Annotated in this window: 18 protein-coding genes; 9 read left to right on the forward strand and 9 right to left on the reverse strand. The window is 46.6% G+C overall.

All coding sequences use genetic code 11. The features are described 5' to 3' along the window. Positions 1 to 36 precede the first annotated feature (36 nt). The 6 genes from ubiB to ICN10_RS03660 form a co-directional block, all read right to left on the reverse strand. A complete protein-coding gene (gene ubiB / locus ICN10_RS03635; RefSeq protein ID WP_216212731.1) occupies positions 37 to 1,623 on the reverse strand; it encodes a ubiquinone biosynthesis regulatory protein kinase UbiB in 1,587 nt (528 codons plus the stop codon). A gap of 2 nt (positions 1,624 to 1,625) precedes the next feature. After that, complete coding sequence (locus tag ICN10_RS03640; protein WP_216212734.1) at positions 1,626 to 2,246, reverse strand: SCP2 domain-containing protein; 621 nt, start codon at positions 2,244 to 2,246, stop codon at positions 1,626 to 1,628. A gap of 53 nt (positions 2,247 to 2,299) precedes the next feature. Continuing rightward, positions 2,300 to 3,211 carry a Tim44 domain-containing protein gene (locus ICN10_RS03645; protein ID WP_216212738.1) on the reverse strand — a complete coding sequence of 304 codons (912 nt, stop codon included), beginning with the start codon at positions 3,209 to 3,211 and terminating at the stop codon, positions 2,300 to 2,302. 68 nt (positions 3,212 to 3,279) lie between these two features. Next, positions 3,280 to 4,023: a bifunctional demethylmenaquinone methyltransferase/2-methoxy-6-polyprenyl-1,4-benzoquinol methylase UbiE gene (ubiE, locus tag ICN10_RS03650; protein ID WP_216212741.1), complete on the reverse strand. Its 744-nt coding sequence runs from the start codon at positions 4,021 to 4,023 to the stop codon at positions 3,280 to 3,282. Further along, the gene (locus ICN10_RS03655; protein ID WP_216212744.1) at positions 4,023 to 4,421 is read right to left on the reverse strand and encodes a gamma-butyrobetaine hydroxylase-like domain-containing protein; all 399 of its coding nucleotides are present in this window, start codon (positions 4,419 to 4,421) and stop codon (positions 4,023 to 4,025) included. Before ICN10_RS03655 ends, ubiE begins: the two co-directional genes overlap by 1 nt. After that, positions 4,421 to 8,260: an FAD/FMN-binding oxidoreductase gene (locus ICN10_RS03660; RefSeq protein ID WP_216212747.1), complete on the reverse strand. Its 3,840-nt coding sequence runs from the start codon at positions 8,258 to 8,260 to the stop codon at positions 4,421 to 4,423. Before ICN10_RS03660 ends, ICN10_RS03655 begins: the two co-directional genes overlap by 1 nt. A 134-nt stretch (positions 8,261 to 8,394) precedes the next feature. Between ICN10_RS03660 and ilvA the strand changes: the two genes are divergently transcribed. The 3 genes from ilvA to queF are packed head-to-tail and all read left to right on the forward strand — an operon-like array spanning position 8,395 to position 11,659. Next, positions 8,395 to 9,915, forward strand: coding sequence for a threonine ammonia-lyase, biosynthetic (ilvA, locus tag ICN10_RS03665; protein ID WP_216212750.1), 1,521 nt, complete (start codon positions 8,395 to 8,397; stop codon positions 9,913 to 9,915). Continuing rightward, the gene (locus ICN10_RS03670; protein ID WP_068319603.1) at positions 9,915 to 10,823 is read left to right on the forward strand and encodes a 5'-nucleotidase; all 909 of its coding nucleotides are present in this window, start codon (positions 9,915 to 9,917) and stop codon (positions 10,821 to 10,823) included. Before ilvA ends, ICN10_RS03670 begins: the two co-directional genes overlap by 1 nt. A gap of 8 nt (positions 10,824 to 10,831) precedes the next feature. After that, the gene (gene queF, locus ICN10_RS03675) at positions 10,832 to 11,659 is read left to right on the forward strand and encodes an NADPH-dependent 7-cyano-7-deazaguanine reductase QueF (protein ID WP_216212753.1); all 828 of its coding nucleotides are present in this window, start codon (positions 10,832 to 10,834) and stop codon (positions 11,657 to 11,659) included. 78 nt (positions 11,660 to 11,737) lie between these two features. Here queF and ssb read toward each other — a convergent pair whose 3' ends face one another. Then, positions 11,738 to 12,193 carry a single-stranded DNA-binding protein gene (gene ssb / locus ICN10_RS03680; RefSeq protein WP_068319607.1) on the reverse strand — a complete coding sequence of 152 codons (456 nt, stop codon included), beginning with the start codon at positions 12,191 to 12,193 and terminating at the stop codon, positions 11,738 to 11,740. Positions 12,194 to 12,274: 81 nt separating this feature from the next. Continuing rightward, positions 12,275 to 13,459, reverse strand: coding sequence for an MFS transporter (locus ICN10_RS03685; protein WP_216212756.1), 1,185 nt, complete (start codon positions 13,457 to 13,459; stop codon positions 12,275 to 12,277). Between the two features lie 37 nt (positions 13,460 to 13,496). On the opposite strand from ICN10_RS03685, the gene uvrA reads away from it, so the two are divergent. Then, a complete protein-coding gene (gene uvrA / locus ICN10_RS03690; RefSeq protein WP_216212759.1) occupies positions 13,497 to 16,394 on the forward strand; it encodes an excinuclease ABC subunit UvrA in 2,898 nt (965 codons plus the stop codon). A gap of 14 nt (positions 16,395 to 16,408) precedes the next feature. On the opposite strand, the gene ICN10_RS03695 is transcribed toward uvrA, so the two are convergent. Further along, complete coding sequence (locus ICN10_RS03695) at positions 16,409 to 18,391, reverse strand: monovalent cation:proton antiporter family protein (protein WP_216212762.1); 1,983 nt, start codon at positions 18,389 to 18,391, stop codon at positions 16,409 to 16,411. 11 nt (positions 18,392 to 18,402) lie between these two features. On the opposite strand from ICN10_RS03695, the gene ICN10_RS03700 reads away from it, so the two are divergent. The 5 genes from ICN10_RS03700 to lptB are packed head-to-tail and all read left to right on the forward strand — an operon-like array spanning position 18,403 to position 21,969. After that, positions 18,403 to 19,395, forward strand: a complete 993-nt coding sequence (locus tag ICN10_RS03700; protein ID WP_216212765.1) for an SIS domain-containing protein — start codon at positions 18,403 to 18,405, stop codon at positions 19,393 to 19,395. Between the two features lie 23 nt (positions 19,396 to 19,418). Next, positions 19,419 to 19,991, forward strand: coding sequence for an HAD family hydrolase (locus ICN10_RS03705; RefSeq protein WP_216212768.1), 573 nt, complete (start codon positions 19,419 to 19,421; stop codon positions 19,989 to 19,991). Positions 19,992 to 19,994: 3 nt separating this feature from the next. Further along, the gene (gene lptC, locus ICN10_RS03710; protein WP_216212770.1) at positions 19,995 to 20,636 is read left to right on the forward strand and encodes an LPS export ABC transporter periplasmic protein LptC; all 642 of its coding nucleotides are present in this window, start codon (positions 19,995 to 19,997) and stop codon (positions 20,634 to 20,636) included. Continuing rightward, entirely contained in the window at positions 20,636 to 21,205 is a 570-nt protein-coding gene (lptA, locus tag ICN10_RS03715) for a lipopolysaccharide transport periplasmic protein LptA (protein WP_216212774.1), read from the forward strand. The genes lptC and lptA overlap by 1 nt, the downstream gene beginning before the upstream one ends. After that, on the forward strand, positions 21,202 to 21,969 hold the full coding sequence (gene lptB, locus ICN10_RS03720) for an LPS export ABC transporter ATP-binding protein (RefSeq protein ID WP_216212777.1): 768 nt from the start codon (positions 21,202 to 21,204) through the stop codon (positions 21,967 to 21,969). The genes lptA and lptB overlap by 4 nt, the downstream gene beginning before the upstream one ends. Positions 21,970 to 22,085 lie beyond the last annotated feature (116 nt).

A 22,085-nucleotide genomic window follows, 5' to 3' on the forward strand; every position in this document is an offset into this window, starting at 1 on the left:
GCTATTTTAGCGGGTTAGCAGCCAATCAGGGAGAGACTAATAAAAGCCCAGGCTGATGATCAAAATTCCCGCCAAAAACCCGCCTGCAAAGAGCAAAGCGCCGGCCAGTAGGCGGTGAGTACGTCTTTCTTCGAGCAAAAGGGCCTTTAGGACCTCAATTTCGCCGTTTTGGTCTTTTACGGGATTTCTGCCTTTAGCCAAGCTATCCGCTATCAAACGAGGCAATGTGGGCAGAATCTTGGCCCAAGTAGGCGCCTCTTCCTTTAAGCCATCTAATAATCCACGCCATCCTAATTGCTTACTTACCCATCTCTCCAAAATCGGCTTGGCTGTTTTCCAAAGATCCAGATCGGGATCAAGTTGACGGGCCAGACCCTCTACATTCAAGAGAGTTTTTTGCAATAAGGTCAGTTGTGGCTGAATTTCTACTTTAAAGCGGCGTGATGTCTGGAATAAACGCATCAACACGATACCCAGAGAAATTTCTTTTAGCGGGCGATCAAAGTAGGGTTCACAAACAGAGCGTACTGCACCCTCCAATTCTTCAACACGAGTATTGGCAGGCACCCAGCCTGACTCGATATGCAACTCAGCAACGCGTCGGTAATCACGATTAAAGAATGCCAAGAAATTCAGTGCTAAATAGTTTTTATCAGTCTCACTTAATGCGCCAACGATTCCAAAATCAAGCGAAATGAAGCGGCCAAATGTTTCTGGCTCTAAGCTAATCATGATGTTGCCAGGATGCATATCTGCATGGAAGAACCCATACTCAAATACTTGAGTAAAGAATATCTCTACGCCATCAGCAGCCAGCTTTTTAAAGTCAACTCCAGCCTCTCGTAGTGCATCAGTTTTTCCAATTGAGATGCCATACATTCTCTCCATCACAATCACATTGGTATGACAAAGATCCCAATACATTTCCGGAATCATGAGTTTCTCGGAGTCCGCAAACTGCCTACGTAATTGGCTTGCATTAGCAGCCTCGCGCATGAGATCCAACTCATCATGCAAATACGTATCAAACTCTGCTACGTTCTCACGCGGCTTTAAACGTCGACCATCTTCGGAACTTTTTTCAATCACCTTGGCAAGGTCATACATCAATGCCAGATCACCATTAATCACCGGCAAAATACCGGGGCGTAGAACTTTGATAGCTACTGCACGACCTTCCCACTCAGGACGTTTATCTGTTCCACGCAATACACCAAAGTGCACCTGCGCCACTGAGGCGCTAGCAACTGGAGTTGCATCAAAGCTAATAAACACTTCCTCAATTGGTTGCCCTAGATCTTTCTCAATTAAGCGACGAGATTCTTCATTTGAGAATGGTGGTACTTGATCCTGCAGCTTAGCCAACTCATTGGCGATGTCTTCTGGCAATAAGTCGCGACGGGTAGAAAGAACCTGTCCAAACTTTACAAATATCGGGCCTAGCGCTTCTAGTGTTAATCGAATGCGTTCACCTCTAGGCAAATGTGTGCCAGGAGAAACCCAACAAAGCATCGTTAAGAAACCACGGCGAATGCCTGGTCTTAAAAGATCGCGAAGCAAAGGCAATAAGCCATAACGCCAAGCAGTAAAAAAGATGAAGTAAAGACGAGCAATGCGACGCACGATTATTTAGCCTTTTGCTCTAGAAGTTGAATGCGCTTTTCCATGCGATCTACCGATTCGCGCAATTCGCTTAATTCAGATTTACGAATCATAAAATCTCGTTTATTTAAAAGCACTTTTCTCTCTTCGCTGACATACTCCACTACATTGTCCAGCAAATCACCAGCAGCAGAGCGAGTGGCGGAGACAAACTTTTTCCCTTGTCTTACCGCAAAGTTTGCTGGTGCATCACCCACTAAACGTGCTAAATCTTCCTCGTACTCCCAACGCAGCTGTCCAGCAAGACGACCCAATAGTTGAGCCAAATCTGCATCACCAGTAATTTTTACCGCCTTGAAGGCTTGCTCGCGCAATGAACCAGTGCTGCCAGCCAAATCACTTAGCGCTTTTGAAGAAACCTCTAAAGTAAGTGCAGGAGCCTCGATCTCTTTTAGGCTAGCCAATAAACCATCGGGCTTTATCTCAAAGCACAGGTCGCCCAGCGGAAGCTGTAACAAAATGGTTTTATTAGCATGGCGAGCCAACTCAGTACATGCCCATGGCTCACTAGCTAAAACATGGTTGATCCCCCGGCAGGCAGCGCTGGAGGCAATCGTATGGGTGGTTGAGAAATGTGTGTTCATAAGTGTAAAAAACCCGCACAAGTGCGGGTTTTCCGACGGCAAGTACCTAAAGCTTAAACCAACTGGGTGATACCCGCCAGTACCCAGCCGCCAGGGCCCTCTACTGGCTTACTTAGATTCCAAATTTCTGAGAAGTCGCTCGCTGGTGCGCCCTGTTGCTCACGAATCATGCCGCTGAACTGAACGCTACAGAAATAATGACCATCAGCCGTCTCAATTCCCAAGAGTTGAGCATTGATAGTGACAACATCGGTTTGATTGCTTGCATCAGTACGACCGGCTAGATCCTGTTGGATTGTGGCAAACATTTCTGGAGTTGTAAATTCTCGCAAAGAAGCAAGATCACCCTGATCCCATGCTTTTTGCAAGGTTGCAAAATATTGTTTTGCATTCTCAAGGAATGTCTGCTGATCAAAACCAGGAGGCAAGGTTGATTGAAATGGCTCAGGCTCTGCACTGACTCCGCCAAATGCGTTTGCAGCAGGAGTAAAAGCCGGCTCCTGTCTTGGTGTCTGATCCAAGCCAGTGCGCTGCATTCCATTTGAGGAAAGATTAGGGCTTTGACCTGCACTAGACATTTTTGGCATGAGCTTGCGCATTACAAACATAATCGCAAAGCCTGCCAAAACAGCAATCAACAAACCAGTGATCAAAGAAGAGGCTGCCTCACCCAAACCAAAATGGGACAAGAGGTAACCAATACCCAAGCCTGCAGCTAAGCCACCCAAAATGCCACCCATGCCGCCAAAACGACTAGGCGCAGGAGCTTGTGGAGCTGGAGCAGGTGCAGCAGGCTGTGCTTGCTGTGCAGGTTTTTGTACTGGCGCAGCTTGCTTTTGAATTGGCGCACTTGGGGCTCTGCCTACGCTCTTACCACCACCTAAACGAGCGGCATCAACATGACCCACTGTTGCAAAAATTAAAGTAAGACTCAAGAGTGTTGCTTTAAAAAAATGTTTATTCATAAACCTGTACCCCTTCTTATAACTGCTCAATTTCTTTAGTTTTTAAGACTTTAAAAACTATACAACTATCAGTATTTAATACCAATATGTAGGGCAACGATACCCCCAGTCATCCTATGGGTTTCCACTTCATCAAAACCCACTCCTAACATCATTTCTTTGAGGGTTTGTGCATCTGGATGCATACGAATGGATTCCGCCAAATAGCGATAGCTCTCTGAATCTTGAGCAATCTTCTCACCCAACCATGGCAAAACCTTAAAAGAATAGGTGTCATATACCGGCTGCAAAAAGGCATCTGGCTTCGAAAACTCCAATACCAATACACGGCCACCCGGCTTTATTACCCGACGCATTTCACCTAAAGCTAGCTCTTTGTGCGTCATATTGCGCAAACCAAAGGCAACCGTAACTACGTCAAAATGATTATTAGGAAATGGAATCTTTTCTGCATCAAACTGCACACAAGGCAAAGCCATTCCGCGATCTAAGAGTCGATCACGACCAACTCCCAGCATAGAGGCATTAATGTCGCTTAGCCAAACTTGAGCGTCGGGGTTGCGACCCCAGTCGGCTGCTTTTGCAAATGCTGCAGCTAAGTCGCCAGTTCCACCGGCAATATCTAAAACCTTTTGACCTGGGCGAACATTTGCGCGCGCAATCGTAATTTTTTTCCAAACACGGTGTAAACCAAATGACATAAGGTCATTCATCACGTCATATTTACTAGCTACCGAGTGAAATACTTCAGCAACCTTACCGGCCTTCTCGGCCTCATCAACGCTTTGATAACCAAAGTGCGTTTTACTCATTAGTGACTTCCACAAGAATGACCGCCCGACTGTCCTGGCTGCGCCATAGGCGCATCACGATCAAGACCAGCAGCAGCCAATTTATCTAAATGCTCTTTCCATAACTGCTCTTGGTTTTCGCACAAGAAATATAAAAAATCCCAAGAGTACAAACCTGAATCGTGTCCATCAGAAAAACTTGGCTTGAGGGCATAGTGGCCAACAGGCTCAATGTTTGCGATCAAGACATCGCGCTTACCAGTTTGCAATGTTTCTTGTCCAGGTCCATGACCTTGAACTTCCGCAGAGGGAGATAGAACTCTTAAAAACTCAAAGGGCAATTTATAAGTCTGGCCATTCTCGTATGAGAGCTCTAGAACCTTGGACTGTTGATGCACAACGATGTTGCTTGGAATCATTAAACGAGAACCCTCTCAATACCGCCTTGGTTTGCTTTAGCAACGTAGTCCTGCATCCAGTCTTTGCCTAACAACTTCTGCGCCATCTCCACCACAATGTAATCCGCTGTCGTATCGCTATCAGCATCAAAACGTGTCAGACCCTGTAAGCAGGATGGGCAGCTAGTCAGCACTTTGACATCGCCAGTGAAATCACCTTGACGCAATTCATTGGCAGCTTTTTCCATTTCAATCTGCTTACGGAAACGAACTTGCGTAGAGATATCAGGACGAGTTACAGCCAGAGTTCCAGACTCGCCACAACAACGATCATTTTTAGTAATGGCTTTGCCATCTTCGAGTTGAATTAACTCATTGACCGTCTTCAAGGGATCCTGCAACTTCATTGGTGAGTGACAAGGATCGTGATACATATATTTCACGCCAGTGACGCCAGAGAGCTTCACACCCTTTTCAGCCAAGAACTCATGAATATCAATAATTCGGCAACCAGGGAAAATCTGCTCAAACTGATAGCCGGCCAACTGGTCATAACAAGTGCCACATGAAACTACGACGGTCTTGATATCCAAGTAATTCAGAGTATTGGCAACACGGTGGAATAAGACACGGTTATCCGTGATCATCTTCTCAGCTTTATCAAAGTCGCCATTACCGCGCTGTGGATAGCCACAGCAAAGGTAGCCTGGAGGTAATACCGTTTGCACACCTACATTCCACAACATAGCCTGAGTAGCTAAGCCTACCTGTGAGAACAAACGCTCAGAGCCACAGCCCGGGAAATAAAACACTGCTTCAGTATCAGCAGAAGTCGTTTTAGGGTCCCGAATAATTGGTACATAGTTAGCGTCTTCAATATCCAATAAAGCGCGAGCGGTTTTCTTAGGTAAATTGCCTGGCATCTTCTTGTTAACAAAGAAGATCACCTGCTCTTTAACGCTCGGCTTACCCACAGTTGCAGGAGGGTGGGCTGTTTGTTGTTTGGCAAACTTGCGCAGAACATCATTACCCAAGCGCTGTAGCTTGTAACCCCAACCAATCATCGTCTTGCGGGCAAGATGGATGCTTTCTGGGCTAGTCGCATTAAGGAAGAACATTGACGCAGCAGTACCAGGATTAAAACGTTGCTGACCCATCTTACGCAATAAATTACGCATGTTCATAGTGACGTCACCAAAGTCGATCTTGACAGGACAAGGCGTCAAACACTTGTGACATACGGTGCAATGTGCGGCTACATCGTCAAACATTTCCCAATGACGAATCGAAACGCCACGACGTGTCTGCTCTTCGTACAAGAAGGCTTCAATCAATAATGAGGTTGCCAGAATCTTATCGCGTGGGCTGTAAAGCAAGTTTGCACGTGGCACGTGTGTAGAACACACTGGCTTACATTTACCGCAACGCAAGCAATCTTTCACGCTATCAGCAATCGCGCCAATATCACTTTGCTGCATGATGATTGACTCATGACCCATCAAGCCAAAGCTTGGTGTGTAAGCCATACTCAGATCTGCATGCGGCATTAATTTGCCTTTGTTAAAGCGGCCTTCTGGATCAACGCGATTCTTATAACTACGGAAGTCTTTTAACTCGGCTTCAGTTAAATACTCTAACTTGGTGATGCCAATACCATGCTCACCAGAGATTACTCCGTCTAATGAGCGCGCTAACTTCATGATGCGATCTACGGCACGATGGGCATCTTGCAACATCTCATAGTCATCAGAGTTGACAGGGATATTAGTGTGAACGTTACCGTCACCCGCATGCATATGCAAAGCCACGAACACACGCTTACGCAAAATATTTTTATGAATGGCTTCCAACTCAGTGAGAATAGGCTCAAACGCTAGACCACCAAAGATGATGCGCAACTCTGAACGTACTTCCTCTTTCCAGGAAGCGCGCAAGCTGTAATCCTGCAGACGGGGGAAATAAGAGTCCATCTCAGTAAGCCACTCAGCCCACTTTCCGCGAACCTTAGCAATTAAATCTAGCGCTTGCTGAACACGATCGCCCAAGATTTCTGCTGTTGGAATCTCATACTCAGCATCACTCTTACCAAGCGGTAAAGCACTCTTCTTCAAGAAAGCTTCTAGACCATCGAGCACTTGCAGCTTATTTTTGAGAGAAAGCTCAATATTGATACGATCAATGCCATCGGTGTACTCGCCCATACGTGGCAAAGGAATTACGACGTCTTCATTGATCTTAAATGCGTTGGTATGACGGGCAATCGCAGCTGTACGAGCGCGATCTAGCCAAAACTTCTTACGCGCTTCCGCGCTAACGGCAACAAAACCTTCGCCAACCCGTAAGTTGGCCATACGCACTACTTCACTAGTTGCAGCGGCAACGGCCTCTTCATCATCACCTGCAATATCGCCAATCAACACCATCTTAGGCAAGCTATTGCGCTTAGATTTTGTTGAGTAACCAACCGCTCTTAAGTAACGATCATCTAAATGCTCAAGGCCTGCCAAGATTGGGCCGCCTTGCTTACTTAATCCGTCTAGGTAAGCCTTGATTTCTACAATGCTCGGAATAGCTTCGCGTGCTTGACCAAAAAACTCCAAACAAACTGTGCGCATGAATTTAGGCATCCGATGCAAAACCCAAGTTGCACTGGTAATCAAACCATCGCAACCTTCTTTTTGCACACCAGGTAATCCCGATAAAAACTTATCAGTAACGTCTTTTCCTAAACCTTCTTTACGGAAACGCTTGCCTTCGACTTCTAATAATTCTGTTTTGAGAATGCGCTGACCAGGTTCACTATTTCCATCAGACCAAGTTAACTGAAAACGTACCATTGCCACATCATGAATCTTGCCCATGTTGTGATCAAGACGTTCAACATCCAACCAATTACCTTCTGGATCAACCATGCGCCAGCTAGCGAGGTTGTCTAAAGCTGTTCCCCAAAGAACCGCTTTTTTACCACCTGCATTCATCGCAATATTGCCGCCAATACAGCTGGCATCAGCAGAGGTCGGATCAACTGCAAACACAAGTCCAGCATGCTCCGCAGCATCTGATACGCAGCGAGTCACAACACCGGCGCCCGTGAAGATAGTTGACACTTCGCGGTCCAGGCCAGGAAGTTTTTTAGCTTTAACACCACCAATATCTTGCAACTTCTCAGTGTTAATAACTGCAGACATTGCATAGAGCGGAATTGCACCACCGGTATAACCAGTACCGCCTCCACGAGGAATAATGGTCAAACCTAATTCAACACAAGCTTTAACTAAACCCGGAATCTCAGATTCATAGTCAGGCTTGAGAACGACGAGTGGAAACTCAACACGCCAGTCTGTTGCATCAGTAACGTGCGCAGCACGAGACACACCATCAAAACAAATATTGTCAGAAGCGGTATGACGGCCCAACTCTTTTTTGGCGCGCTTACGAATGACTTCAACTTCTTTAAATCCATTTTCAAAATTTTCAATTGCGCGATAGGCAGCGCTTAATAAAATTTCGACTTGATCTGCAGAGTCGCCGCTATTACGCTTCTTGACTTCGCCCAAGCGATGCCAGAGAGCATCGATTAATTGCTTGCGACGATTTGGACTATCGAGCAAGTCATCTTGCAAGAATGGGTTACGCTGAACAACCCAGATATCACCGAGAATCTCAAACAACATCCGCGCAGAACGGCCAGTACGGCGAACGCCACGTAAGTTATTTAAAACGCGCCATGACTCCTCACCCAATAGGCGAATAACAATCTCTCGATCGGAAAAGGAGGTGTAGTTGTAGGGAATTTCACGCAGACGGGGGGAACCCGCCTCAGCGTCCAACAACTGGTTCAAAGCTAGTGGGGCGTTCATAGCGACATATTTGATAAATAAGCATTTTAATAGAGCAATCTTGATACTGGCAGTATTCCGAGAAAGCTGCTCCCAAAATAGATAAACCCTTGCAAATCTAAGGGCTTAGGAGCCATCCGTGGTACGCTCATCGGATGGCAACGAACTATTTAAAGAAAATTTTATCGGCTCGCGTCTATGACGTAGCCAGGGAAACCGAGCTTCAGCCCGCCCCCGAGCTGACAAAGCGTTTGGGCAACCAGGTTCTCCTAAAAAGGGAAGATAACCAGCCGGTTTTCTCCTTCAAACTGCGTGGCGCCTATAACAAAATGGCCCATTTACCCCCGGAAGCCTTAAAACGCGGGGTTATTGCAGCCTCCGCCGGCAATCATGCCCAAGGCGTTGCCCTATCGGCAGCCAAAATGAAGTGCAAAGCCGTAATCGTGATGCCGGTAACCACTCCTAGCGTCAAAATTGATGCAGTTAAGGCTCGAGGCGGATCTTGGGTCGAAATCATCCTTCATGGCGAATCCTATAGTGATGCCTTCAAGCATTCTGAAGTTTTAGGCAAAAAACGGGGCCTCACTTTTGTTCATCCATTCGACGATCCGGATGTCATTGCAGGCCAGGGAACTATCGCCCATGAAATTTTTACCCAATATGAAAAACCAATCGATGCAGTATTTGTAGCTATTGGTGGCGGTGGCCTAATTGCAGGTATTGGCGAATACATCAAAGCAGTTAGTCCAAAGACAAAAGTAATTGGCGTTCAAGCGTCAGACTCAGATGCCATGAATCAATCACTCAAGGCGAATAAGCGCATTGAGATGAAAGATGTTGGCTTGTTCTCAGACGGCACTGCTGTGAAACTCGTCGGCAAAGAAACATTCCGCATTTGCAAAAAAGTAGTCGACGAAATTATCACCGTCGATACAGATGAAATCTGTGCAGCGATTAATGATGTCTTCACTGATACTCGCAGCATTCTTGAGCCCGCTGGCGCACTTGCCATTGCTGGGATGAAGAAGTACGTCGAGAAAAAGCGGATCAAGAAAAAAACCTTAGTGGCTGTGGCTTGCGGGGCTAATATGAACTTTAGCCGCCTGCGCTTTGTAGCTGAACGCGCAGATGTTGGCGAGTTCCGCGAAGCAGTATTTGCAGTGACAATTCCTGAGGAGCGCGGCTCCTTCAAACGCTTCTGCGAATTGCTTGGCAAACGCAATGTAACTGAATTTAACTATCGCATTGGTGATCAAAGCGAAGCCCATATTTTTGTAGGCATCAGCACACAAAAATCGGGGGATAGCGAAGCTATTGCAAAGCATTTCCGCAAAGCCAAATTTGCAACGATTGACCTCACTCACGATGAATTAGCGAAATCACATTTACGCCACATGGTAGGCGGACATTCTGCTCTCGCTAAAGATGAATTGCTCTATCGCTTTGAATTTCCAGAACGTCCAGGCGCTCTGATGAAGTTTCTCACCAGCATGGCGCCAAACTGGAACATCAGCTTGTTCCACTATCGCAATCATGGCGCTGACTATGGACGTATTTTGGTAGGCTTACAGGTCCCCAAGAATGAGCAGAAGAAATTCCAAAGCTTTTTGGCTGGCTTAGGCTACCCACACTGGGACGAGAGCAATAACCCTGCTTATCGCTTGTTTCTTAAATAATGTCATACACGCTCACCGGAAAACTCGTCGTCGCGATCTCCTCGCGCGCCCTGTTTGATTTCGAAGAAGAAAACCGCATCTTCGAATCAACCGATGACAGTGCGTATATGAAATTGCAGCTTGAACGTTTGAGTGAAGCAGCGCAAAAAGGGGTGGCCTTTCCATTGGTCAAGAAACTACTCGCCTTTAATGAAGAGGGTGAGCAGCGCGTTGAAGTGGTAATTCTTTCTCGCAACGATCCGGTAAGCGGCCTGCGAGTCTTCCGCTCTGCAGAGCATCACGGCTTGCATCTTGAGCGTGGCGTATTCACAAGAGGTCGCCCACCGTACCATTACCTACGCTCACTGCATGCCAACCTCTTCTTATCTGCAAATGAAGATGATGTACGTGCAACGATTGATGCTGGATTTCCTGCGGCGCGTGTCTTTCCGGAATCTAGCAAAACAGCGGAGTCTCACCCGAATGAAATCCGCATTGCCTTTGACGGTGACGCGGTCCTCTTTTCAGATGAAGCTGAACAAGTGTTTCAGAAAAAAGGGCTTGAGGCCTTTGTTGATCATGAGAGCAAAAAGGTGGATATTCCCTTGCCTCCAGGCCCATTTAAGCCCTTGCTCGAAGCGCTCCACAGACTACAGCGTTCCACTAGTGAAAATGGTATGCGTATTCGTACCGCACTAGTGACAGCGCGTTCTGCGCCTGCACACGAGCGTGCCATTCGCACTTTGATGGCATGGGGCATTGATGTTGATGAAGCAATGTTCTTAGGTGGCCTCTCGAAGAGTGAGTTCTTAAGAGAGTTTGAGCCGGACTTCTTCTTTGACGATCAAACTGGTCACTGCCAATCCGCTGCATCTGTTGCGCCAACAGGGCATGTAGTATCAGGCGTATCTAACAAGCCTAAGAAATAAAACAATTCATGGCAACACTTCCACTCGGACAATCCACGCAATATCCAGATCAATACGATCCAAGCTTGTTATTTCCCATTCCAAGAATAGAAAATCGCAAGAAACTTGGCATCAAAGAAAATCAGGCGCTGCCGTTTGTTGGGGTGGATATTTGGAATGCCTTTGAGCTGAGCTGGCTCAACAAAAAAGGAAAGCCGCAAATTGCCTTGGCGGAGTTTCAAATTCCGGCTGATTCACCCAACATGATTGAGTCCAAATCCTTTAAGTTGTATCTCAACAGCCTCAACAGCGCACGCTTTGAAGATGAGAGTGAAGTTAAAGACAGATTGATTACCGACCTATCAGCAGTTGCTGGCAGCAAAATTACTACGCGCATCAACCCTACGGAAGCTATCTCTAAAAAAGGGATGCAAGAAATGGGTGGCATCTTGATGGATCGCCTCGATATTGAAATTGATCCAAATCTACCCGCAGACCCATGCCTGCTGGGCGTGAATGAGTCCTTTGGCCCAATTGAGCAGTGTCTAGTTTCCCATTTACTCAAATCTAACTGCCCCGTGACGGGTCAACCAGATTGGGCAAGCGTACAAATTCGCTATCAAGGCAGACCAATTCTGGAAGAAGGTTTATTACGCTATCTCATTGGCTTTAGGCAATTGGGTGAGTTCCATGAGCATTGCGTAGAAACTATCTTTACGGATATCAAGCGCCAATGTAAACCAGAGAAGTTGTCTGTGTATGCGCGTTACACACGACGCGGCGGCTTAGATATCAATCCTTTCCGCACCGACCACAACTCTCCGTGGCCTGAAAATATTCGTCACGCAAGACAGTAGATAAATAAAAACCCCTTGTAGGAAATCCTAGAAGGGGTTTTTTGCTATTGCGGCATTCACCGCATTAGTTGATGTTGCTTAAAACGGAATATCGTCGTCCATTGCGCCTAATGATGCAGCATTTGAAGCTGCTGGAGCAGACTGCTCAGCCGGCTTTGAGCGGCTGTAGCTTTCGCCACCATCACCACTGCCACCAACTGGCTTGCCACCGAGCATTTGCATTGTTTCTGCAACGATCTCTGTGGAATACTTTTCTTGTCCACTTGCGTCAGTCCACTTGCGAGTACGCAAACGACCTTCAACATAAACCTGTGAACCTTTTTTGAGGTACTGACCAGCGATTTCTGCAAGCTTACCGAAGAATGCAACACGGTGCCATTCTGTGGTTTCTTTCATTTCGCCAGTTTGTTTGTCTTTGTAGCGATCAGATGTTGCTACTGAAATGTTTGTAACGGCGTCGCCGCTTGGCATGTAACGAGTTTCTGGATCGCGTCCTACGTTACCTACGATGATGACCTTATTTACCGAAGCCATGTTGTCTCCCGAAGAAAAATACTACTGTTATTACTGCTAAAAAATAAACTGCTCGCTTTAATTTAATTTATGAAGCTGCGGTTATGTCTTTGTGGCTACATCCTTTGATTCTGTTGCTCTCGTTGGCATTTCACCCATCGACCAAGCAATTATAAGCCAGCAAACCAAGAGCGCAGCCCCCATGGCAAAGACCGATAAATCGCCATGGCTATCCATTAAATAACCCCCAATTACAGCTCCAGAGAACAGGCCGATCGATTGCGTAGTGTTGTAAACACCCAGGGCAGTGCCCTTAGATTCTTTTGCAAAACGTGACACTAAGGATGGCTGTAAAGCCTCCAGCAAATTAAAGCCAATAAAATAAATTAGTAGCGCAGTCGCGATAGACGTGACTGAATTAGCTTGGGTGAATACTGTTTCAGCAATCAATAACAAAACAATCGCTACTAACAATACCGTTCTTAATTTCTGCTTCTTCTCGCCATAAATAATTGCAGGCGCCATGAAGACAAATGAGAGCAGCACTACAGGAAGATAAATTTCCCAATGCGAAGAAAGTGGCAACCCTGCCTGCACTAGTAAACGGGGTACCACCAAGAACATGGCTACTTGAGTTGCATGCAATACAAATACGCCGAGGTTCAAACGCATCAACTCCGGGCGAAAGAAAACTTCTTTCAATGAAGCTTGTTGAACTTTTGCTTCTGGTTTACTTGTTGGCAAGATGTAGTAAGTGACAAACATCGCAATGACACCCAACACCGCCAGAACAATAAAAATTCCGCTGAGGCTAATCGCGCGATAAATCGGAGCAGCGATCACCAAAGAAAGGGCAAATGAGAGGGCAATACTGCCGCCAACCAAGGCCATAGCTCGGGTGCGAACTTGCTCACGAGTTAAATCAGCCACCCAGGCTGAAATAGCAGCTGAAACCGCTCCGGCACCCATAATTCCGCGGCCAATCGCAATCCACAACAAATCATCTTTGGCGGCACAAATTAGCGCACCAGCAACAAATAAGGACAGCCCCCATAAAACGACTGGTTTACGCCCAATTCGATCCGATAAACGACCTAAAGGGATATAAAAACAGGCCTGAACAATATTGAATATCCCAAGCGTCAAACCCACCCAAAGGGCATGCTCACCACCCGGCAAGCCTCGTGCATGAATGCTGAAGATGGGCAATAGCAGAAATAAGCCCAACATGCGGAGGCCAAAGATGCCTGCTAAGGCCAGAGTGGAGCGAAGTTCAGAAGAATTCATGGGAAAGAGCTATATTAACAAGTTACGCTAAAAAATCATGAATAACGAAATCAAGATCCGCGGTGCCCGCACCCACAACCTCAAAAACATCAATCTAGACATCCCTAGAGAGAAATTAGTCGTCCTCACTGGTTTATCCGGTTCAGGCAAAAGCTCATTGGCTTTCGACACCCTCTATGCAGAAGGCCAACGCCGATATGTTGAGTCCCTCTCTGCATACGCACGTCAGTTTTTACAACTCATGGAAAAGCCAGACGTTGACACGATTGAAGGGTTATCGCCAGCGATTTCGATTGAGCAAAAAGCAACTAGCCATAATCCACGTTCTACCGTTGGTACCGTTACTGAAATTCATGATTACTTGCGTTTGCTATTTGCACGTGCCGGAACGCCGCATTGTCCAGATCACGATCTTCCATTAGAGGCGCAAAGCGTTTCTCAAATGGTCGACACCGTCTTGTCGATGCCCGAAGATACGAAGTTGATGATTTTGGCTCCTGTTGTAAGCGAGCGTAAAGGCGAATTCGTTGACCTCTTCCAAGACCTGCAGGCACAAGGCTTTGTGCGCTTCCGGGTACGCTCTGGCGGCGGCACAGCTAATGCTGCTAAGGCGGAGATCTTTGAAGTTGATCAACTACCAACACTAAAGAAAAACGATAAGCACTCGATCGAAGTGGTTGTCGATCGCATTAAAGTTCGACCTGATATTCAGCAACGTTTAGCAGAATCTTTTGAGACTGCTTTGCGCCTCGCTGATGGCAAAGCCATGATCGTGGATATGGATACTGGCAAAGAGATGATCTTCTCAAGCAAGTTTGCTTTCCCAGTGTGCTCATACTCCTTACAAGAATTAGAGCCTCGTCTCTTCTCCTTCAATAATCCAATGGGCGCTTGCCCATCCTGTGATGGTCTAGGCCACCAGTCCTTCTTTGATCCAAAACGAATTGTTGCTCATCCAGATTTATCGCTGGCATCAGGAGCTATTAAAGGTTGGGATCGTCGTAATCAGTTCTATTTCAAGTTACTGCAGACGTTGGCTAAGCATGGCGGTTTTGATGTGGAAAAGCCCTTTGAAACGCTCAATAAGAAACAGCAGGATCTGATTCTATTGGGCTCTGGCGATGTCACTATTCCGTTTGAGTACATCAACGAGCGTGGCAAGAATAGTATTCGTGAGCATGCTTTTGAAGGCATTGTTGCAAACTTTGAAAGACGCTATCGCGAAACTGACTCAATGACAGTGCGTGAAGAATTGTCGCGTTATCAAAACGTACAAACATGTCCTGAATGCAACGGCAGTCGTTTACGTAAAGAAGCTCGCTTTGTCAAAGTGGGTGAGAAAAAACAATCGCGCGCTATTTATGAAATCAGTGCCCTACCTCTAAAAGAGGCAAAAGAATATTTTGAAACGCTTGAGCTCAAAGGGGCTAAACGAGAAATCGCCGACAAGATCGTCAAAGAGATTGGTGCACGTCTACGCTTTTTAAATGACGTAGGCCTTGATTACCTTTCTCTCGAGCGTAGTGCAGACACTCTTTCAGGTGGTGAAGCACAGCGCATCCGCCTGGCAAGCCAGATTGGCTCTGGTTTAACGGGCGTTATGTACGTTCTTGATGAACCCTCAATTGGTCTACATCAGCGCGATAACGATCGGCTCATTGGCACGCTAAAACACTTACGTGATTTGGGTAATAGCGTTTTAGTCGTTGAGCATGATGAAGATATGATTCGCGCCTCTGACTGGGTGATTGATATTGGCCCTGGAGCAGGCGTGCATGGTGGTGAGGTGGTTGCTCAAGGCACCCCAGCAGAAGTAGAAGCCAATCCGAACTCTTTAACTGGCGCTTACCTTGCTGGACGCGAGGCGATCGCTGTTCCAGAAAATCGCATTCCAGTAAACGATCGTTTCTTAGAAATCATTGGTGCACGCGGCAATAATTTGCAATCAGTGCATGCCAAGATTCCAGTTGGATTGTTAACCTGCGTTACTGGCGTATCAGGCTCCGGTAAATCGACCCTAATTAACGATACCCTGCATCATGCTGTAGCCCAGCATTTATATGGCTCTAATGCAGAACCCGCAGCACATGATGCAATTAAAGGTTTAGAGCATTTTGACAAAGTCATTAGTGTTGACCAGTCACCGATTGGCAGAACACCACGCTCCAACCCAGCTACTTATACAGGGCTCTTTACTCCAATCAGAGAACTCTTTGCAGGTGTTCCTGCTTCACGCGAACGTGGCTATGAGGCGGGTCGCTTCTCCTTTAACGTTAAAGGCGGTCGCTGCGATTCTTGTGAAGGCGACGGCGTTCTCAAGGTAGAAATGCATTTCTTGCCAGACGTCTATGTTCCTTGCGATGTTTGTCACGGTAAACGCTATAACCGCGAGACTTTAGATATTCGTTACAAAGGTAAGAATATTCATGAAGTGCTATCGATGACCATCGAACAAGCCCATGAATTCTTTGAAGCAGTTCCTGTAGTAAAGCGCAAACTCAAAACACTGCTTGATGTTGGCTTGGGTTATGTGAAGCTTGGACAAAGCGCAACCACTTTATCTGGCGGCGAAGCGCAACGCGTAAAACTCTCCTTAGAACTTTCCAAGCGCGACACCGGCAGAACCTTATACATCCTCGATGAACCCACTACTGGCTTACATTTCCATGACATTCAGTTGTTGCTGACAGTCATTCAGACACTCAAGAAGCAAGGCAACACGATTGTCATCATTGAGCACAATCTCGATGTCATTAAGACAGCGGATTGGATTATTGATCTAGGCCCTAAAGGCGGTGCTGGTGGCGGTCAAATCATTGCAACCGGTACACCAGAAGATGTAGCTAAGAATGAAGTGAGTTTTACAGGTCACTACTTAGCGCCATTACTAACTCGCAAAGCGCCGACCCCTGTAGCGAGCAAAAAGAAAAAGTAAGACGCTCTCAGATCTCAGAGTAATTTAGCTTCAGCCAAATCGGTTGCTTCTGAATTGCCTGAGATCACCAAAATATCGTTAGCTTCTAGCTGCAGGTCTGGAGTGGGGTCCAACTTCACATAATCAGCGTTACGACCCTTACGACGAACCGCCTGAACGTTGACGCCCTCTTTCTCTAGGTCAAGCTCAGCTAGCGTTTTACCAATTGCCTGTGAATTAGGTAAAAGCGTGATGGCATGCAAGCGCCAAGATTCATTGGAGCCAAAGTCATCATCCGCAGATCCGCGGAAGTAACCCCTCAACAAGCTATAGCGCTCTTCCCGTGCAGTAGTAATGCGGCGGACCACCTTGCGCATCGGCACGCCCATAATTAACAAAACGTGTGAGGCAATCATCAAACTGCCTTCGATTAGCTCAGGGACAACCTCGGTAGCACCCGCAGCCTGTAACTTCGCAATATCCGCATCATCTCTGGTGCGAACTAATACAGTCATGCCTGGACGCAAATGCTCAACTTGACGGAGAACACGCATGCTTGCAGCGGTATCAGCATAGGTAATTACTACCGCCTTTGCCCTAGAGAGGCCGGCAGCAACTAAATAGTTTTCACGACTTGCATCGCCATAAACCACATGGTCACCTGCAGCCGCAGCTTCTTTGACGCGATCTGGATCTAAATCCAAGGCAATGTACGGAATTTTTTCTTGATCCAGCATGCGTGCCAAACTTTGGCCTGAACGACCAAAGCCACAAATGACGACATGGTTTTCATTGCGCACACTCTTGGCAGCAACACGTGTCAATGCAAGAGATTGCAATAGCCATTCATTGCTTGAGAAACGCATTGCAATACGATCGCTATATTCAATTAGGAATGGTGCGCAGAACATGGAGATCAACATGGCTGCTAATACCGCTTGACTCAAAGTGGGATCAATCAAATCTAAACCATCAATCTGATTGAGCAATACAAAGCCGAATTCGCCTGCCTGAGCCAGACACAAGCCCGTTCTAATGGAGATGCCGGGGCTTGAGCCAAAGACTCTAGACAACAAAGCGATAAGGCCAAACTTAAAGACAAGTGGCCCGATTAACAACGCTAGAACAAGCACCCACTGCTCGCGAATGACATTGAAATCAAGCAACATGCCAATCGTAATAAAGAAGAGGCCCAGCAAGACATCGCGGAATGGTTTGACGTCTTCTTCCACCTGATGGCGATAAGGGGTTTCAGAAATCAACATACCGGCCAAGAAAGCACCAAGTGCTAGCGACAAACCAAAATGCTCTGTTAGCCCCGCCATGCCGAGCACAATCAACAAAAGGTTCAGCATGAACAACTCTTGTGAGCGCAACTTAGCAACCAACCTAAACCAATGACTCATCAAGCTTTGGCCAATAAAGAAAATCAATACCAAGGCAATCGTGATTTTGATTGATGCTGCAGTCAATGCAACAAATAAGTCAGAAGGATTTTTTCCGAGAGATGGCAATAAGATCAAAAGGAATACAACTGCCAAATCCTGGAATAACAAAATACCCACAACGTTACGACCATGTTCGGTTTCTAATTCAGCACGATCCGAAATCAATTTCGTCACAATTGCCGTAGATGACATTGCCAATGCGCCACCTAAAGCAATGGCGGCATGCCATGAGATGGGGTAAATCCAATTCATTAATAAGCTAGCGGGAATCGCCAAGAGCATTGTCAGAATGACTTGACTACCGCCCAGGCCAAATACGATAGATCGCATTGCCCGCAGCTTGTGGAGGTTAAATTCCAGACCGATCGAGAACATCAAGAAAACTACGCCAAATTCAGCTAAATACTTAACCGTGGCTGAGTCATTGGCCAAACCCAAGGCATGGGGGCCAATCAGCACGCCGATGGCCAAATAGCCCAAAATAGGGGGCAAGCCAAAATAGCGGAAAATAACTACTCCGGCCACACCCGAGGCCAGGAGAATGAGGGTTAATTGAAGGACTGACGGCATATACTTACTCGATGATAGCTAAGACTCGTGAACGTACCCTAAAGCTTGCGCGCGACACCCTCACTATTGAGGCTGCTGCACTGCAAACAATGCGTGATCGCCTAGAAGGCGTCAATGCTGACGCCCTTGTGCTGGCGGTTGAACTTCTGCATGGCTGCAAAGGCCGCATCGTGGTTTCCGGAATAGGCAAGTCTGGCCATATTGCTCGCAAAATTGCCGCCACCTTTGCTTCTACCGGCTCCCCCGCCTTTTTTGTTCACCCTGCTGAGGCTAGCCATGGTGATTTAGGCATGGTTACTAGAGATGATGTTTTTGTTGCGCTATCTAATTCCGGTGAAACAGACGAGCTTTTGACCATCGTACCTATTGTGAAGCGCACTGGCGCCAAACTTATTGCACTCACTGGCGCACCAAATTCTTCTCTTGCCCAATTGGCAGATGCCCATCTGGATACCAGCGTAGAAAAAGAAGCTTGTCCATTAAATCTCGCACCCACCACCAGCACTACTGCTGCATTAGCAATGGGTGATGCCTTGGCTGTTGCATTACTTGACGCCAGAGGATTTAAAGCTGAAGACTTTATTCGGTCTCATCCCGGTGGCAGACTAGGTCGCAAGCAACTCATGCACGTCAGCGAAGTGATGCGCAGTTTTGCAGACACCCCAAAGATCTCGATCGATGCATCTCTACAAGACGCCTTATTAGAGATGACATCAAAACGTATGGGTATGGTGGTAATTCTGGATGCCAACAAAAAAGTTTTTGGCATATTGACCGATGGTGACTTACGTCGCCTTCTAGAAAAAACCACTAACCTAGATGGCATCAAACTCGGGAGTGCAACTACTGCTGATCCTCGCACCATCCCGGCAGAACTACTAGCTGAAGAAGCAATTGAGATGATGGAGAAGCATCGCATCAATCATCTAGTGGTGACTGATGACAAAGGCCACTTGTTAGGCGCCCTAAATCTGCATGATTTATTTGCAGCCAAAGTTATTTAATTTCCTTAGTAATCGATCTATTCATGCCTAGCGCCTTTAGCACTCATAACACCAACCCATTAGCCCAATATCCCCAAGCCTGGGAGCGCGCAGGCAAGGTAAAGCTCTTAGTTCTAGACGTAGATGGCGTCTTAACGAATGGTCAAGTGTGGATTGGTGCCGATGGTAAAGAATCTTTAAAAGCTTTTGATATTCAAGACGGTCTGGGAATCAAGTTATTAGAACAATGTGGCATTCCTACTGCAATCATCACTGGCAGAAATTCCAAAATGGTTTTGGCACGCTGTGAAGAGCTTGGAATTAAACATGTCCACATGGGTGTTGAAAACAAAGCTATTGCATTGGCAGAAGTTATCAAATCATTAGGACTTACTTCAGCAGATTGTGCTGTTATGGGTGACGACTGGCCAGACATGCAAATGATGAAACAGGCAGGTTTAAGAATTTGTCCAGCACAAGGTCATGAAGCTGTTAAAGAATTTGCTCACCTAGTTACCACCCGTAATGGCGGCAATAGTGCTGTACGCGAAGTGTGTGATCTCATTCTCAAAGCGCAGAATCGCTATGAAGAATTACTGGCTAAGGCTCGTAGCTAAGCAATGCAGTTGAATCCCCAACAAATTAAGCTTGGTATTGGTCGCACGCTGTTGCGCCTCATGCCATTGATTTTGATGGGCATCCTGACTTTATCCACTTTTTGGTTAGTGCAAAAAAATACTCCGCCGGAAAAATCCCCCCTAGAGCGAGTACGCCTTCATGAGCCCGATTACACCATCAAAGATGGTGCGCTATCCGCATTAAATGAATTAGGAAACACTAAATATCGAATTCTGGGTGTGAAGGTAACTCACTATGATGATGACGCATCCATCGATATTCTGACACCCCGCATGCGCTTGTTCCAAGCTGATAAGGCACCGGTAACAGTTAAGTCCGATACCGGACATCTCGATGGTGATCTCACCATTTTGGATTTATACGATAACGCCAGCATTTTCCGACCTGCTCAAGAAGCCACAGCAACCCAGCCAGCCACTTTAAGAATGTTAGCTAGTTCTAGTTATTTCAAAGTTTTAATTAATGACGACATTATTGAAACGAATCGACCTATTACCCTCGAACAGGGAATGTCGATCATGAACTCCACAGATGGTGGGATATTTAATAATGTTGAACAAAGTATGGTGCTCAGTGGTCAAGTCAAGGGACGCATTGAACGTGCTCCCCGGAGAAATCCATAATGACCATCATTCATTGGCAGCAGGCTCGCATCCTTCTTGGCTTCTTTGTATTAGGGCTCTCTATAGCGAGTCCAGCGCGCGCTGAAAAAGCAGATCAAGATAAGCCCGTTATTTTGGAAGCAGAGAAAGTTTCCGTAAACGACGTTAAACAAATTTATGACCTCAACGGCCAAGTCCTTCTCATCAAAGGCAGCATTATTGTTACCGGCGAAGATGGACACATTACAGTCGATCCTCAAGGCTATGAATTTGTTGATGTCATCGGCAACCCCAATGAGGTAGCCAGCTTCAGACAACGTCGCGAAGGACCGGCAGATGAATTTATGCAAGGGCGTGGCGCACAGGTTACTTATGATGCCAAAACAGAGTTTCTAACAATCACTGGCGACGCCAGCCTGAAACGCTTGCTCAATATGCAAATGCTCGATCAATTAAAGGGCTGGAAAATTGAGTACGATGATGTAAAGCAGTACTATCGTGTCATCCCTCCAAAAGATGCAAAGCCAGAAGATCCACCATTAGCAAGAGCCATCCTTTCACCAAGACGAAAAGCAACATTAGAGAAATGACAGCGGATTTAACTCAAGCCAGCGATGCGCCCACACTCAGCGCCCATCACCTACAAAAACGTTATGGCTCAAGAACTGTGGTTCGTGACGTATCCGTTCAAGTGCGATGTGGAGAGGTAGTGGGTTTGTTGGGCCCCAATGGAGCGGGTAAAACAACCTCCTTCTACATGATTGTTGGCCTCGTTCCTCTCGATGGTGGAAACATTGTTTTAGACGGCGCAGATATTACGCATTTGCCAATTCACGAGAGAGCTCGCATGGGTCTTTCTTATTTGCCGCAAGAAGCATCTGTATTCCGAAAGCTCAACGTAGCTGAAAACATCCAAGCCGTACTTGAGCTCCAAGTTCAGGGTGGCAAACCTCTCAGCAAGGCTGAGATTGCCAATCGCTTAGATGAGCTCTTGGGCGAACTCCAGATTAGCCACCTGCGCAACAATCCAGCCCTCTCCTTATCTGGCGGTGAGCGTAGACGCGTTGAGATTGCGAGGGCCCTCGCTTCCCAACCTAAATTTATTCTGCTTGACGAACCCTTTGCAGGTGTTGACCCTATTGCCGTTGGGGAAATTCAGCGGATCGTGCGCTTTTTGCGAGACCGTCAAATTGGGGTTCTCATTACCGACCACAATGTCCGCGAAACCCTGGGTATCTGCGACCACGCTTACATCATCAGCGAAGGCAGCGTATTAGCTGAAGGGAAACCAGATCAGATTATTCAAAACGATGCTGTTAGAAGAGTCTATCTGGGTGAAAACTTCCGGATGTAAGCCCAGCAAGGCTTCCGACCTTTTTAGCAATAAAAATCGCTTCACCCTCTTGGTTTTCAGCAAATTCGCTGATACGCTGGAGGCTCATGGTTTATTTTCCAAAAAAAACAGCTCAA

The sequence above is a fragment of the Polynucleobacter sp. 86C-FISCH genome, from assembly GCF_018882415.1.
Lineage (GTDB): Bacteria > Pseudomonadota > Gammaproteobacteria > Burkholderiales > Burkholderiaceae > Polynucleobacter.